16 protein-coding genes are annotated in these 14,082 nt (G+C 55.4%); 5 read left to right on the top strand and 11 right to left on the bottom strand.

Features of this window, described 5'->3' with window-relative positions; translation table 11 throughout:
• Positions 1-2: 2 nt before the first annotated feature.
• Positions 3-941, bottom strand: coding sequence for a substrate-binding domain-containing protein (locus tag Dvar_RS04820; protein WP_419660571.1), 939 nt, complete (start codon positions 939-941; stop codon positions 3-5).
• A 281-nt stretch (positions 942-1,222) separates the two neighbouring features.
• On the opposite strand from Dvar_RS04820, the gene Dvar_RS04815 reads away from it, so the two are divergent.
• Genes Dvar_RS04815 through Dvar_RS04805 form a run of 3 tightly spaced genes read left to right on the top strand, consistent with a single transcriptional unit; the run spans position 1,223 to position 3,748 of the window.
• Positions 1,223-2,467, top strand: coding sequence for a GAF and HD-GYP domain-containing protein (locus tag Dvar_RS04815; protein WP_419660570.1), 1,245 nt, complete (start codon positions 1,223-1,225; stop codon positions 2,465-2,467).
• A gap of 14 nt (positions 2,468-2,481) precedes the next feature.
• Positions 2,482-2,916 (top strand): methylglyoxal synthase, encoded by a 435-nt coding sequence (locus Dvar_RS04810; protein ID WP_419660569.1) that lies wholly within the window; start codon positions 2,482-2,484, stop codon positions 2,914-2,916.
• 7 nt (positions 2,917-2,923) lie between these two features.
• Positions 2,924-3,748, top strand: a complete 825-nt coding sequence (locus tag Dvar_RS04805; protein ID WP_419660568.1) for a hypothetical protein — start codon at positions 2,924-2,926, stop codon at positions 3,746-3,748.
• 25 nt (positions 3,749-3,773) lie between these two features.
• Here Dvar_RS04805 and Dvar_RS04800 read toward each other — a convergent pair whose 3' ends face one another.
• The 9 genes from Dvar_RS04800 to rplU form a co-directional block, all read right to left on the bottom strand.
• Positions 3,774-4,283 (bottom strand): regulatory protein RecX, encoded by a 510-nt coding sequence (locus Dvar_RS04800; protein WP_419660567.1) that lies wholly within the window; start codon positions 4,281-4,283, stop codon positions 3,774-3,776.
• Between the two features lie 6 nt (positions 4,284-4,289).
• Positions 4,290-5,837: a 2,3-bisphosphoglycerate-independent phosphoglycerate mutase gene (gene gpmI / locus Dvar_RS04795; protein ID WP_419660566.1), complete on the bottom strand. Its 1,548-nt coding sequence runs from the start codon at positions 5,835-5,837 to the stop codon at positions 4,290-4,292.
• 28 nt (positions 5,838-5,865) lie between these two features.
• Positions 5,866-6,285: a ribosome silencing factor gene (gene rsfS / locus Dvar_RS04790; RefSeq protein WP_419660565.1), complete on the bottom strand. Its 420-nt coding sequence runs from the start codon at positions 6,283-6,285 to the stop codon at positions 5,866-5,868.
• On the bottom strand, positions 6,282-6,947 hold the full coding sequence (nadD, locus tag Dvar_RS04785) for a nicotinate-nucleotide adenylyltransferase (protein ID WP_419660564.1): 666 nt from the start codon (positions 6,945-6,947) through the stop codon (positions 6,282-6,284). Before nadD ends, rsfS begins: the two co-directional genes overlap by 4 nt.
• 20 nt (positions 6,948-6,967) lie before the next feature.
• Positions 6,968-8,224, bottom strand: coding sequence for a glutamate-5-semialdehyde dehydrogenase (locus tag Dvar_RS04780; protein ID WP_419660563.1), 1,257 nt, complete (start codon positions 8,222-8,224; stop codon positions 6,968-6,970).
• 159 nt (positions 8,225-8,383) lie between these two features.
• Positions 8,384-9,529: a glutamate 5-kinase gene (gene proB / locus Dvar_RS04775; RefSeq protein ID WP_419660562.1), complete on the bottom strand. Its 1,146-nt coding sequence runs from the start codon at positions 9,527-9,529 to the stop codon at positions 8,384-8,386.
• Positions 9,501-10,523, bottom strand: a complete 1,023-nt coding sequence (obgE, locus tag Dvar_RS04770) for a GTPase ObgE (RefSeq protein ID WP_419660561.1) — start codon at positions 10,521-10,523, stop codon at positions 9,501-9,503. Before obgE ends, proB begins: the two co-directional genes overlap by 29 nt.
• Complete coding sequence (gene rpmA / locus Dvar_RS04765) at positions 10,520-10,774, bottom strand: 50S ribosomal protein L27 (RefSeq protein ID WP_419660560.1); 255 nt, start codon at positions 10,772-10,774, stop codon at positions 10,520-10,522. Before rpmA ends, obgE begins: the two co-directional genes overlap by 4 nt.
• An 82-nt stretch (positions 10,775-10,856) precedes the next feature.
• Complete coding sequence (rplU, locus tag Dvar_RS04760; RefSeq protein ID WP_419660559.1) at positions 10,857-11,168, bottom strand: 50S ribosomal protein L21; 312 nt, start codon at positions 11,166-11,168, stop codon at positions 10,857-10,859.
• 173 nt (positions 11,169-11,341) lie between these two features.
• Between rplU and fdhD the strand changes: the two genes are divergently transcribed.
• Both fdhD and Dvar_RS04750 read left to right on the top strand, forming a co-directional pair.
• Complete coding sequence (gene fdhD / locus Dvar_RS04755) at positions 11,342-12,181, top strand: formate dehydrogenase accessory sulfurtransferase FdhD (protein WP_419660558.1); 840 nt, start codon at positions 11,342-11,344, stop codon at positions 12,179-12,181.
• Positions 12,178-13,200 carry a tRNA dihydrouridine synthase gene (locus Dvar_RS04750; protein WP_419660557.1) on the top strand — a complete coding sequence of 341 codons (1,023 nt, stop codon included), beginning with the start codon at positions 12,178-12,180 and terminating at the stop codon, positions 13,198-13,200. Before fdhD ends, Dvar_RS04750 begins: the two co-directional genes overlap by 4 nt.
• A gap of 7 nt (positions 13,201-13,207) precedes the next feature.
• Here the strand turns inward: Dvar_RS04750 and Dvar_RS04745 are convergent, their stop codons facing one another.
• Positions 13,208-13,972 carry a TSUP family transporter gene (locus Dvar_RS04745; RefSeq protein WP_419660556.1) on the bottom strand — a complete coding sequence of 255 codons (765 nt, stop codon included), beginning with the start codon at positions 13,970-13,972 and terminating at the stop codon, positions 13,208-13,210.
• Positions 13,973-14,082: the final 110 nt, after the last annotated feature.

Here is a 14,082-nt window from a genome sequence, read left to right as displayed (position 1 = left end):
AATCATTCGTTTGTTTCGGTTTCCGATGCTTCCAGTTCATGGGGGAAAATCATTTTTCCGCTGATGCTCACGTCATACCCTTCCAATTGATCGGCCGTCTGGGCAAATGATTTCTCATGCAATAAACTAAGAAAATACTGAATTCCCTGGTCAAAAAAACGTTCCCGGGTGATCAGCAGATCGTAACGCTCCTGCCTTAAGGCCAAAAAATCCAAACCCAGCAGGGAGGCCACCGGCCGGATGCCCGGCCCGGCATCGGCCCGGCCGCTTAAGATTTCCAGCCCGACATCCATGTGGCGGCTCACTTCATGATCATACCCGCTGATACGCTCACCGGCAACGCCCGCCATTTTGAGTTCGCGGTCCAAAAGGAGCCGGGTCCCTGTTGCCAGGGTGCGGTTGACGAGACGAATCCCGGGTTTGCCCAGGTCTTTGATGGTGGTGATATTATGGGGATTGCCTTTCTGGATGATCAGTCCCTGATCCCGTCGACAAAAATTGACCACCACGGGCATCCGATCGAACTGACGCTTCAAAAACTCAAAATTATATTCATTACCGTTATCCTGAAGCAAATGGCTGGTGGCCATGTGGCAGAGACTGCGACGCAGGGCGCTGATGCCGCCAACCGAGCCGATGTTTCCAAAAACAGCCAGATGCCCACTATGACGATTGTTAAAAAGGGTCAGGGTTTTTTCAAGAAGAATATCATTGCTACCGGCAACAACCAATAATCCATCATACGGGGGTAAAATCTTGTGGGACTCGGGGAAATTGACCGTGTTGGCCTCGACCCACTGCTCAACCAGATGCTGGGGGAAGATCCATTTACCGGTCACCTTGGAGGCCGGCAACCCCTTCTCCGAAATAAGCGTGTAGACCATCTTTTCATTGATCCCCAAGAATTTTGCCACCTCTTTGGTGGATAACATCTGCGTCATGCGCTCCTCTTTTCAATTGGCCATGGTGTCAAAAAAACAGTGTTTACCAATTGTTAAAAATAGAAATATTAATCCTATCTGTCAATCTCTTAGAAGTTGTTCCCCCATCCGGAGGTTAGACAACAGTTCGCAACCCAAAGAGCCTCTTAGCATATCAAAAGCCTGGATGGGGCCTAATATTGATCCTGATGCTTAACCAGTGGAGGTCTTTTTTGAGTTGACGGGTACGGATGGGGCTGTATAAGTTAATATTTAACCCATTTTTCGGGAGCAATGGATCCATGCTTAGTGAAAAGCAGAAACTTGACACTTTGATGGTTTTGGGAATCGAACTCAACCGGATCCATGACCTGGACATTCTTTTGGAACGGGTCCTGACCCGGGCGCGACAGTTTGTTCATGCCGATGCCGGCACCATCTATATCCGGGAAGACCAGCATCTTCGATTTGCCCATTCCCAGAATGACACCTTGCAACGCAAGCTTCCCTCAGGAGAGAAGTTAATCTACTCGACCTACACCCTGCCCATCGATTCAACCAGCATCGCCGGCTATGCTGCGGCCACGGGAAAAATGCTCAGCATTCCAGATGTTTACACACTTTCTACATCCAAACAGTATCGGTTCAGCAAAAAATTTGATCAGGCATCCGGCTATGTCACCCGCAGCATGCTGACCATTCCGCTGACGAGTTCCAAGAAAGAAGCGTTGGGTATTCTCCAAATCATCAATGCTCAGGATCATGAAAAGCGTATCCGGGCTTTCAGTCGGAGTGATGAGAAGGTCATGTTGCACTTTGCCGGGATCGCCTCCGTGGCCCTGGAACGGGCCCAGATGACCCGCGCCATGATTCTGCGTATGATCCGCATGGCGGAAATGCGCGATCCTGGAGAAACCGGCGCGCATGTCAACCGGGTGGCTGAAATCTCACTGGAAATTTACGAGGCCTGGGCCCGAAAGCACAACATCGACCAAAAAGAAATCGATAAAACCCGGGATGCATTGCGCATGGGCGCCATGCTCCATGATGTGGGCAAAGTGGCGATCTCGGATCTGATCCTGAAAAAAACCACCCGGTTAAGCCCAGACGAATATAACATTATGAAACAACACACCATCCATGGTGCCCGGCTGTTCTCCAACCTGCAATCCGATTATGATGAAGCGGCGGCAGTCATTGCGCTCAACCACCACGAGAAATGGAATGGAAGCGGTTATCCCGGCCATGTGGATCCGGTCTCAGGTGCACCGCTGCCAGGTTATGAAAATCATGCGTCTGGCAAAAAGGGGGAGGAAATCCCTATTCTCGGTAGAATCGTGGCCATTGCCGATGTCTTCGATGCCCTCAGATCCCAGCGTTGTTACAAGGCCCCATGGGATGAACAGCGCAGCGTTGAGGCAATCATTCAGGGCGCCGGAACGCATTTCGATCCCGAGCTGGTAAAAATCTTTTTGGATCGTATGCCCGTCATTCGCGCCATCCAAATCCGCTATGCCGACAATAATGAGAATGATCCAGCTGAATAAAATGGAACCTTTTTATGCAAGTCACCAAACGTATTGCCCTGGTCGCCCATGATGAACGCAAACAGGACCTGCTGTCCTGGGTTCGCCGCAACAGCGACATATTGGCCAAACACAATCTGTACGCCACCGGCACGACCGGAAAACTGCTGGCCGACCAGTGCGGCCTTTCCATCACCCGCATGAAAAGCGGTCCCCTGGGCGGAGACCAGATGCTAGGGGCCATGATCGCCCGGGCAGAGCTGGATATCCTTGTTTTTTTCTGGGATCCCATGTCAGCCCAACCCCACGACGTGGATGTCAAGGCACTGCTACGGATGTCCGTGCTGTACAATATTGCCACGGCCTGCAACCGGGCCACAGCCGATTTTTTAATCTCCAGCCCTGTTTTTCACCAACCCTATGAACAGGAACTCAAGAATTACGAGGCGTATATCCACCGTAAGATTTAGTGCCCTTGTGCTTGTCGCCTTAGCCGTCAATGCGTGGGCAGACCTGACCGGCAGATGGTCCTGTGATGACGGCGGCACTTACTATTTGCGTCAGGACGGCAGGCAGCTGTATTGGTACGCCGCGCCCCAGGGTTCCGACCCTGCCTGGGCAACGGTCTTTTCCGGGCGTATCTACGGCAAACGCATCAAGGGACGGTGGGCCGATGTACCCAAAGGCAGAGCCACGGGCTCCGGTGAATTGGAATTGACCATTCAAAAGAATGGCGGCGTGTTGCGGTCAGCCAAGAACAGCAGCCGCTACAGAGGGACACAATGGATCCGGCAGGACCAGCAAACACAGTTGCAGCATCCGTTGGAACGGCTACAGCCTTCCGATAAAGAGGAATGCGTCCAGTTCGATGCGTCTGCCATCCGCGTGAATCAAATGGACGGGCGATGGAAACTCATCGACGGCAAGCACTGGCTTTACGATTTTGGTTCTGACCAGGCCGCGGCGAACAAGGCCCTTGAGGTGATCAAGCACTATGCAATGAACCGAATGTGCGTGCTTGGCGCTTTGGGCCGGCCCTTTTATTGCTACTTGCTGGCCAAAGGCGGAAGCCCCTGGGGACCGATGGGCGGCGAATCGTGCGTGGCCATTGATCGAGACCGCGCTGTGGTCAGCAAGGGTCAGGATCGTTGGATCATCACATCCGGCAAGCGCCGGCTGTTCGATTTCGGAAAACGCCAAGCCGATGCCGAAGAGGCGCTGGCCATTATCCGGCAACACGGTTTTACCCATCGCTGCCAGGTGGGACGAGCGAGTGCCAAATTCATTTACTTGCGACGCTGACGTTTATGTAATCGAGCAGTATCGTCTACATGAAATCATCGTCACATTCACCAATGGTTTGCCGAATGATGCCTGCCGGGAACCCCCGACCGGCCAGGAAACGATAGGCCCGCTGGTATCGCTTCACCGGATCCGCTTCCCTTTGCAAACGAAATCGCTTTTTTTCCAGCACGCACCGGGCATGTTGGACCTGGGCCATATCGTCCCCACAGCAGCGCAGGGCCTTGTCGATTGCGTCATCGTCCAGTCCTTTTTGCCCCAGGCTATACCGGATGCGCAAGATGCCATAGCCTTTGCGCAGCAGATGATCCGCCATGATCCTGGCGGTCTTGGCATCGTCCAGGTATCCGAGCTCGTCCAGGCGGGCAATCGCCCGGTCGACATCACCTGCCCCAAAGCCTTTATGCCGCAATTTTCCCGCCAGTTCCCAGCGGGTGTGATCCCGCCGGGTCAATAGCCGAAACGCAATGTCCAGGGCGGATTGGCCGAATGTTGTCCTTTGTTGTCTGTTCTTTTGATGAGGCTTGTTTCTCACTGACAACTAAGCGGTTTGTGCAATCAGGTTTGAACCTGTCATTTCTTTCGGCTGAGGGATCCCCAACAGGGCCAGCAGCGTCGGCGCGATGTCACCCAATCGGCCCTCGTTAAGACGGGCGGCCTTGCGGTCATCATCCACCAGGATCAACCGCACCGGATTGGTGGTGTGGGCCGTGTAGGGTTTGCCGTCCGGTCCGGCCATTTTTTCCGAGTTGCCATGATCAGCGGTGACCAGGGCAACGCCCCCTTGCGCCTGCAGTTTATCCAAAACCGTTGCCAGGCAACCGTCCACGGTCTCGCAGGCCTTGACGGCCGCGTCCATCACACCGGTGTGCCCCACCATGTCCATGTTGGCGAAATTCAGGACGATAAAATCGTATTGGCCTGAATCCAATCGGGTGACCACTTCCTCGGCCACCTGGGGAGCACTCATTTCCGGTTTTTTATCATAGGTGGCCACTTCCCTTGGAGATGGAATCAGGCAGCGATCTTCGTTTTCGAATGGTGCCTCTTCACCGCCGTTGAAAAAATAAGTCACATGGGCGTATTTTTCGGTCTCGGCAATGCGCAGCTGGCGCAGCCCCTGCCGGCTGATCACCTCCCCGAGGATCATCGACAGGTGCTGCGGACCGAACGCGATGGGCAGGTCAAAGGTCTCATCGTAGAGGGTCATGGTGGTATAACCGGTAAGCGCCGGTGTCGCCTGCCGCTTAAATCCGTCAAAGCCTTTTTCAGTAAACGCCCGGGTGATCTCCCGGGCACGGTCGGCGCGAAAGTTAAAAAAGATGATGCCGTCCCCGTCGGCCACGGTTCCCACCGGCCTGCCATTATCATCGACCAGGGCCACCGGTTTGACAAACTCATCGGTTTCCCCCATCTCGTAGGCCGATTGGATGGCCGCCACCGGATCGGTTTGGGTGCGCCCCTGGCCTTCGGTGTACAGGCGATAGGCCTGCTGCACCCGCTCCCAGCGTTTGTCCCGATCCATGGCATAGAACCGGCCGCAAAGGGTGGCTACCCGGCCGTAACCGATGGTCTGGATATGGTCCTGCACCGTTTGCACATAGCCCACGCCACTGTCCGGCGGCGTGTCCCGGCCATCAAGAATGGCGTGCACGAAAGTCTTGGGCACGCCCCGTTTGGCGGCCATGGAAATCAGGGCCAACAGGTGGGTCAACTGGCTGTGCACGCCACCGTCCGACACCAGCCCCATCAAATGCAGCACCGTTCCCTTTTCGATAACCGCGTCCATAATCTTGCAGAGTTGCTCATTCTGGGAAAACGAGTCCTCGTCAATGGCCTTGTCGATCCGCACCAGGTCCTGATAGACAACCCGCCCGGCACCGATATTCATATGCCCGACCTCGCTGTTGCCCATGATGCCGGCAGGCAGGCCGACGTCCGCTCCGGAGCAGCGCAGCTGCGTTGACGGATAAGTGGACAAAAGCCGATCCAGGCATGGCGTGTTGGCGACTTGGACGGCGTTGGTGGGTTCATCGGCACCGATCCCCCAGCCGTCGAGGATGATCAGCATGTGGGTTTTCTTGCTCATAACCATTCTCCCTGTAATGGTTGACAGATTATTCAATAAACACCGACTCGTCCACGTCTGTATCCGTCGTGTCTTCCGGATAATCATCCAGATGTCGAAGACTTTCGGTCTGGATTCGCCGGGCATCCGACCACAGGCTCTCCAGGTTGTAAAAACCGCGGGTTTCCTCAAAAAAGACATGGATGATAATATGGCCGTAGTCCATCAAGACCCAGTGTCCCTCTTTGATCCCGTCGACGCTCAGGGGCTTGATGCCCTGCTTTTTCAGATCGCGCTGGACGTGCTCGGCAATGGCGCTGACCTGGCGATTGGACGTTCCGTGGCAGATCAGGAAGGCATCGGCCAGGCTTGTCAAATGATGGACGTCCAACAAAACCGGGTTGCGGGCCTTTTTCCCCAGGACCGCCTTAACGTAAATGTCCAGATCCGGATCAATTGTTTCATTCATCGATAAAGTTCCTTTTGTTCAATATAAGCGTCAACCAACGGCGGCACAAGACCGGTAAGGCCTTTTCCAGCCCGGATCCGATCACGCACCATGGTGGAGGATACGGATAGCGGCTGGGTTTCCAGCAGATAAATGGCCTGGCCGGCCGGCGTCTGCCAAACGTTTTCTTCTGCACTCAGCCGATAATCGGTTGACAACCGGGATTGGATATACCGGTCCATCTGCTCAATCGGGCCGACACCTTTTTCATCTGTGTCCCCACGGCGTGTCACCACCAATGGCCGAACGGCTTCAAGCAAAGATCGGGAATGCTTCCAGGTATGGATATCGAAAAATGCGTCCATGCCCATGATCAGAAACAAGTCGGCGCCAGGGGTGATCTGCGCGGCAAAGGCATGCACCGTGTCGATGGTGTAGGAAGCGCCATTGCGCTGGATCTCAATCTCGGACAGATGCAGGCGGGGATCATCGGGCAGGGCCAATTGAATCATCCGTAGCCGGTCGGCGGCCGGTGCCAAATAGACCGGCTGCTTGTGGGGCGGCGTCCGGCAGGGAATAACATAAAGGCATTCCAGGGCAAAACGCGCCAGGACCTTTTGGGCCACCATCAAATGGCCGTTGTGAATCGGATTGAAGGTTCCGCCGAAAAGTCCTGCGCGCATATAAACTTCCGAATATCTGGTTATTCTCGGATCTGACCGTCGCCCAAGACGACGAATTTCTGGGTGGTCAGCTCTTCGAGTCCCATGGGACCAAAAGCATGCAGTTTGGAGGTACTGATCCCCATTTCGGCGCCCAACCCCAGCTGGCCGCCGTCGTTGAAACGGGTGGAGGCATTGACCAGCACCACTGAGGCGTCCACTTCCCGTAAAAACCGATGCGCCCGTTTGTAATCGGTGGTCACGATGGCCTCCGTATGGTTCGAGCCATAGCGTGCAATGTGGTCCATGGCGGCCTCCATGCTCTCGACCACCTTCACCGCCAGTCGCAGATCCAGGTACTCCTCCGGCCAATCCGCATCCGTAGCCGGCTTGATGTCCGGTAAGAGGGCGCAGGTATTGGCGCAGCCCCGCAGTTCCACACCGGCTTGGGCAAACCGTTTGGCCATGACGGGCAGAAAATCACCGGCAACCGCTTCATGGACCAAAAGGGTTTCCATGGCATTGCAGACCCCGGGACGCTGGACCTTGGCATTGAAGGCGATCTTTTCGGCCATGGCCATATCCGAAGGCGCATCCACATACACGTGGCAAACCCCCTTGTAATGTTTGAGCACGGGAATCTTGGAATGCTCAACCACAAACCGGATCAACCCTTCTCCGCCCCGGGGAATGATCAGGTCCACACATTCCTCCTGGGCCAGCAGCACATTGATCGCCGCCCGGTCTTCGGTGGGCACCACCTGGGCCGCCTGGGCGGGCAGGCCCACGGCGTTTAACGCCTCACCGATGATATCGGCCAGGGCGCGGTTGGAGTGCAGCGCTTCAGAGCCGCCACGCAGGATCACGGCATTGCCGGATTTCAAACACAAGCCGGCTGCGTCAATGGTCACATTGGGACGGGATTCGTAAATGATACCGATGACGCCCAAGGGAATACGCATTTTCGATACCCGCAGACCGTTGGGCCGGATACGGGTCGGCCCCATGGTCCCCACCGGGTCGGTGTAGGCGGCCACTTCCCTTAAGCCCTCGGCCATGGACGCGATGGTTTTTTCGGAAACGGTCAATCGATCCACCATGGCCTCCGACAAACCAGCCGCCTCGGCCCGCTCAAGATCCTTGCGGTTTTCGTCAAAAATCACCTGGGCTCTTTTTTCGAGCAGGTCGGCCATGGTTAAAAGCGCCTGGTTCTTTTGATCCGTGCTGCTGCGGCTGATAACGCCGGCAGCGGTTTTGGCATCCTGGGCCATTTGCCGGATGGTTTGTTCGATATCCATACGCGCTCCTTTTGATAAGCGTTTTTATTCCAAAAACGGCCACCCCACCACGTCAGTGACAACTTGTTGTTGTATATGGGCTGACATTGGCAAAACGCTTCTTATTGAAAATTAAAAAAATGAGACCAGGGGCCTTGCATCAATCGGGGGCATTCACCGCTAAGGTTGATCGAGCTGCCCGGTAATCACCAGGTTATCCCGATGAATCACTTCATCATAGGTTTTTTGGCCCAGGCGCGCCTTGATCTGGTTACTCCTGGCCCCCATGATGCGTCGAATATCCTCAGCGCTGTAGTTGACCAAGCCGTTGCCCAGGTATTGGTGATCCTGGCTGACCACCGCCACGGCAGCGCCTGCGGCAAACCGCCCCTGGACATCGACAATACCGCTAGGCAGCAGGCTTTTGCCGTTGCTGAGCAGTGCCTTGGCCGCCCCTGCATCGATGGTAAGGGTCCCCTGCGTTTTGGCGGTATAGCCGATCCAGCACTTCTTGCGATTCAGCTTTTGCGCCCGGGGAACAAAATAGGTCCCGACGGATTCTCCGGCAGCCAGCTGCAAGAGCACGTTTTTGCGATACCCTTTGGCAATCACCATGGGGATCCCCGATCCGGTCACTTTCCGGGCCGCCTTGATCTTGCTCAGCATGCCGCCGGTGCCAAGCGCGCCGGGGATGTCACCGGCATATTTTTCGATACTCTTGCTGTAGGTGGTCACCTGCTGGATCAACCGGGCATCGTCATGGACGCGCGGGTCTTTATCGTAAAGGCCATCGATATCCGTTAAATTGATAAAAATATCGGCATCCAGTTGCAGGGCGATCATGGCCGCCAGGTTGTCATTATCGCCCAACTTGATCTCCTCGACCATGATCGTGTCGTTTTCATTGATAATCGGCACCACCTGCCAATCCAGCAGGGTGTTCATGGTATTCCTGGCATTCAGGTAGCGTTTGCGACTGGTCAGATCGTCGCTGGTCAGCAGAATCTGGGCCACCCTGCGGTCAAAACGGGCAAAGGCTTTTTCCCACTCCAAAATCAAACCAGCCTGGCCAACGGCTGCAATGGCCTGACGTTTGGGAATCGCGTCGGGCCGTTTGGCAAATCCCATTTTTTTCATACCCGAGGCCATGGCGCCCGATGAAACGAGGATGATTTCAATCCCCTGGGTCATTAATTCACAAATCTGGCTGCTGATCGAAACGATGGCGTCAATGTTCAAACCGGCCTTGGCCGTCAGCACATTGCTGCCAACTTTAACCACGGCTCGGGTAATGGTATTATGCGTCTTCTTCGGCTTGCACTTCATCAAGTTGATCCAACAGATTACACAAGGTTTGCATCAGTTCATCAAGCCCTTGGCCGGTAGCAGCGGAAATACGCATGAGCGATTGCTTGCCATACGCATCCTGGAAAAGCGCGGCCGCGTCGTCCGCCCAGTCCACATCCATTTTATTCAGCACCACGAGTTGGCGCTTGCCGGCCAAAAGCGGACTATACTCGTTCAGTTCCCGATTGATCGTCTCAAAATGCTTCAGCGGATGGTCCGCATCGATGGCGGCCACGTCCACCAGGTGCACAAGCAGGCGGGTACGCTCCAGATGGCGCAGAAACTGAATCCCCAGCCCCGAGCCTGTGTGGGCGCCTTCAATCAGCCCGGGAATATCGGCAACCACGAAAGGCTCCCGCTGACCCAAACGAACCACGCCCAAATTGGGTTTCAAGGTGGTAAACGGATAATCGGCAATCTTTGGCCTGGCCGAAGAAATGGCCGCAATCAGGGTCGATTTGCCAGCGTTGGGCAACCCCACGAGGCCCACATCGGCAAGCAGCTTCAATTCCAGATGCAGCCGCAGCGTCTGCCCCGGTTCACCCGGCTGGGCAAAACGCGGGGTGCGATTGGTGGACGACTTGAACCGGGCATTACCTAACCCGCCACGGCCACCTTGCGCAACGACAAAGACCTCGTCGGTGTCGACGAGGTCTTTGATAATCTGTCCGGTGTCGGCGTCGCGCACCAGCGTTCCTGGTGGCAACTCAATAATCAGCGATTCACCGCTTTTTCCGGTGCAATTGCGCCCTTGCCCGCCGGCTCCGTTCTTGGCTTTGTAAAGCTTCTGGTACTGAAGATGATAAAGGGTACGCCGCTTGGTCGTCGTTTTAAAAATGACGTCTCCGCCGCGTCCGCCATCACCGCCGTCCGGCCCGCCTTTGGGAATATATTTTTCACGCCGCAAACTGACGCATCCGGCGCCACCGTTCCCCGACTGGACGGTGATCCATACATCGTCAATAAACTTCACGCGGCATAGACGCTGACCTGTTTGCGGTCTCGTCCTTTTCTTTCATAGTTAACAATGCCGTCGATCAGGGCAAACAGCGTATAATCCTTGCCCATTCCCACATTGTTGCCGGGATGAATCTTGGTGCCCACCTGGCGAACCAGGATGTTTCCGGCAAGGACTTCCTGCCCGCCGAAGCGTTTGATCCCCCGGCGCTGGGCGTTGCTGTCGCGACCGTTTTTCGAACTACCGGCTGCTTTTTTATGTGCCATGGTTGTCTCCTTGATAACAAAGGGGATGCCGGCCCGATCAAGCGGTTGCCGCGGCGCCCCCTGGCAGAACGTTATGGAAAAATTACGCCTCGATGCGGTCGATACGAACAGCCGTGTACGGCTGGCGATGCCCCTGTTTGCGGCGATAGCGTTTTCTGCGTTTGTATTTGAAAACAATTATTTTCTTGCTTTTGCCCTGGTCCACGATCTGACCGTGTACGGTGACCCCGTCGACCTCGGGCTGGCCGATCTTGACATTCTCGCCATCGGACAATAAAAGAACCTTGTCAAAGGCAACCGTTGATCCCACCTCACCGTTGATTTTTTCAACCCTGAGGACGTCTCCTTCGGCGACCTTATATTGCTTACCGCCTGTGGCAACCACTGCGTACATGTTTTGTTCCTCCTGTACAACCGGATATATTTTCCTGAATCCAAAAAATAAGAAATATGAAGGTTTCCCCGAATGTTGTCAAGAAAAATTTGATACCGGCCCCATTGGCAAAAATTATGGACAAGGATCGACAAGGCCTTATAGTAAACTGAGCGCATTACTTAGGACCAACCATGAACAGGAAATTTGCCGTGAACAGTCGTGATCATAAAATAAAAATCATCAGCGCGGGTCACGCAGCACCCGCCCCCATCTCCCTTATCGGCGAAGAACCCCTTTCCATACGGGTTCAAGGGATGCCTTACGCCGTGGTCATGCGCACGCCGGGCGATGAAAAAGCCCATGTGGCCGGATTTTGTCTTGGAGAAGGCATTGTCGACCAGCCCGATGACATCACCAACATCGCCTTTTGCGATGGTGAAGACACCAACGTGGTCACCGTGACCCTGACCGCTGACAGGCGCACCCGCATCGCCGATCACCTGGATCGGCGGACCTATATCAGCCAGACGTCCTGTGGCATCTGCGGCAAATCCATTGTCGACGACCTGGTTCAGGCCTTGACGCCGGTGCCCGATGGTGATCCGCTGGATGCCCAGCGCGCCCTGGATCGGCTGATTCACCTGGGCGATCACCAGCCCCTGCGCGCCAAAACCCGCGCCGCTCATGCAGCCGCCATCTATGACCGCGATTTGGCGCGGCTCTCCATTGCCGAGGATGTGGGCCGCCACAACGCCCTGGACAAATCCATCGGCATGTTGTTCATGGACAATCGGCTGAGCCAGGCGCACCTGTTGACCCTCTCGTCACGCATCAGCTATGAGCTGGTCCAAAAAGCCGCCCGCGCAAGGATTCCCGTCATCCTGGCGGTCTCCCGGCCAACGGCACTGGCTGTGCAACTGGCCACGGCACTGAACATGACCCTGGCATCGCTGGGTAAAAACGACGATCTGATGGTCTATTGCCATGCCTGGCGCCTGGACGGGTCCAGCAAACCAACGGCCCAAGAATGACAACCGAACTGGCAACACGCCTCAACCAGCCACTTGCCATCGGACAAACCGTGATTGATCGGCGCCTGGTGCTGGCGCCCATGACCTTTCTGGGGCATGTGGCTTTTCGTGAACTGATGGCCGGCTTTGGCGGCTACGGTCTGCTGTTCGGCGAAATGTGCAGTGCCCGGCGCATCCCCAACGAAATTCACGCCGGCTCGGCGTATTTCCGTTGGCGGTCGGCGGAGCGACAGCACCTGGTCATGCAGATCGTGGGCAATGAGCCATCGATCATGGCAACAGCGGCCCGAATCATCGAAGATAACGGGCTGTTTGGCGTGGACCTGAATTTCGGCTGTTCGGTAGCTACCATCTGCAAACACCAGGGCGGCGCGGCCTTGCTGAAAACACCGGATCAGGCGGCGCGTATCGTCGAGGCGGTCAGAGGCGCCGTATCCATCCCATTGTTCGTCAAATTCCGCACAGGCTGGACGGATGATCCGACAATTGCCGTGGACTTGGCCAAACGATTCGCTTCAGCCGGTGCCGATGCCCTGACGTTTCATCCCCGTGTCGCGCCGGATCGACGATCACGGCCACCCCGCTGGGATTATATCCGACAGGTCAAGGCGGCCGTGGACATCCCGGTGTTCGGCAACGGCGATGTATTTGACGAAACAGACTGCCTGCGCATGCTGCAGACCACCGGTTGTGACGGCGTGGCCATCGGCCGCATGGCCATTGCCCAGCCCTGGTTGATGGCCCGCATGACGGGCACCCCGCTGCCTGAACAGGATCTGTACCGCCATACGGCCATGACCCTTTTAGCGCTGATGGAGCGGCATTTCGACCCCAAACGTGCCCTCAGGCGGTATCAAAAATTCGCACTTTACTTTTGCGCCAACTTTAAATTTGCCCACAGCATTTACAATCGTATTCGCAATGCACCGGATCTGGAAACCATCAGAGTCGAACTCAATACTTTTTTCGATCGCAATCCGGAAAAGGTCCGGCGTCCCAACATGAATTTCTTCCTGTAGAACAGCGTTAGCCGGCGTAGGCATTATAGGCCAGCTTGACAATCGTGGCCGCCACAACCACCAAAAAAAAGACGCGCACAAAACCGGTCCCCCGCTGGATGACCAACCGGGATCCCAAAAAAGCGCCCAGCATCTGCCCACATCCCATGAGCAGACCTGCCGAAAAAACGACATTGCCACCGATGCAAAAGCCTATCAAGGCCACGATGTTACTGGTAAAATTCAATATTTTGGTATTCGCGGTCGCCTTCTTGAGGTTAAGCCCCAGCACCAACACCAGGGTGATGGTCCAGAAAGAGCCTGTGCCCGGCCCGAAAAAACCGTCGTAAAACCCCAGCACCATGCCGGCCAGGCCAAAAAAAATCGGTGCGCGCATCAAGGACCGCCGGTCAATGCGTCCCAAGTCCGGAGAACAAAGGGTATAAACAAAAACGGCAACCAACAGAATCAGGATGACATGGCGTAAAAAATCGGCAGAGAGCACCTGCACAATCACCGTTCCGCATAGGGCTCCCAGGGCGGTAAAAACAATGCCCATGAAAACGTCCCGAAAGCTGACCAACCCCTTACGGGAATAATTGACGGCAGCCGTCAGGCTTCCAAAGGAGCCCTGCAGTTTGTTGGTGCCCAAGGCCAGGTGGGGCGGCATACCGGTGGCCAGCAGGGCCGGCAGCGAAATAATCCCTCCACCACCGGCAATTGAATCAACAAATCCGGCGAATAATCCGGCCAGCCAAAGAAAAAAAAGGGTAGAAAACGAAACAGGGTCCATGGGCCAATGTGTATCCTTTGCAGCGGTCGATCTTCAACAATCCTAGCCGATCATCCGTCCTGCAGAAAGGGACGACAGGCCAAGTGCGCGTAAATAATGGTTTTGAAAAA

Origin of the sequence: Desulfosarcina variabilis str. Montpellier (assembly GCF_048565275.1) — a bacterium.
Classification (GTDB): domain Bacteria; phylum Desulfobacterota; class Desulfobacteria; order Desulfobacterales; family Desulfosarcinaceae; genus Desulfosarcina; species Desulfosarcina variabilis.
This window is presented reverse-complemented; position numbering and strand designations above follow the sequence as displayed.

What these genes read in the sequence shown, in the direction of transcription:
- nadD (WP_419660564.1), bottom strand. Translation starts at nt 6,947, where the DNA reads ATGCGCGCAGGACTTTTCGGCGGAACCTTCAATCCGATTCACAACGGC.
- fdhD (WP_419660558.1), top strand. Translation starts at nt 11,342, where the DNA reads ATGAACAGGAAATTTGCCGTGAACAGTCGTGATCATAAAATAAAAATC.
- Dvar_RS04820 (WP_419660571.1), bottom strand. Translation starts at nt 941, where the DNA reads ATGACGCAGATGTTATCCACCAAAGAGGTGGCAAAATTCTTGGGGATC.
- Dvar_RS04750 (WP_419660557.1), top strand. Translation starts at nt 12,178, where the DNA reads ATGACAACCGAACTGGCAACACGCCTCAACCAGCCACTTGCCATCGGA.
- rsfS (WP_419660565.1), bottom strand. Translation starts at nt 6,285, where the DNA reads ATGAATGAAACAATTGATCCGGATCTGGACATTTACGTTAAGGCGGTC.
- Dvar_RS04815 (WP_419660570.1), top strand. Translation starts at nt 1,223, where the DNA reads ATGCTTAGTGAAAAGCAGAAACTTGACACTTTGATGGTTTTGGGAATC.
- gpmI (WP_419660566.1), bottom strand. Translation starts at nt 5,837, where the DNA reads ATGAGCAAGAAAACCCACATGCTGATCATCCTCGACGGCTGGGGGATC.
- Dvar_RS04810 (WP_419660569.1), top strand. Translation starts at nt 2,482, where the DNA reads ATGCAAGTCACCAAACGTATTGCCCTGGTCGCCCATGATGAACGCAAA.
- rpmA (WP_419660560.1), bottom strand. Translation starts at nt 10,774, where the DNA reads ATGGCACATAAAAAAGCAGCCGGTAGTTCGAAAAACGGTCGCGACAGC.
- proB (WP_419660562.1), bottom strand. Translation starts at nt 9,529, where the DNA reads ATGAAGTGCAAGCCGAAGAAGACGCATAATACCATTACCCGAGCCGTG.
- rplU (WP_419660559.1), bottom strand. Translation starts at nt 11,168, where the DNA reads ATGTACGCAGTGGTTGCCACAGGCGGTAAGCAATATAAGGTCGCCGAA.
- Dvar_RS04780 (WP_419660563.1), bottom strand. Translation starts at nt 8,224, where the DNA reads ATGGATATCGAACAAACCATCCGGCAAATGGCCCAGGATGCCAAAACC.
- Dvar_RS04745 (WP_419660556.1), bottom strand. Translation starts at nt 13,972, where the DNA reads ATGGACCCTGTTTCGTTTTCTACCCTTTTTTTTCTTTGGCTGGCCGGA.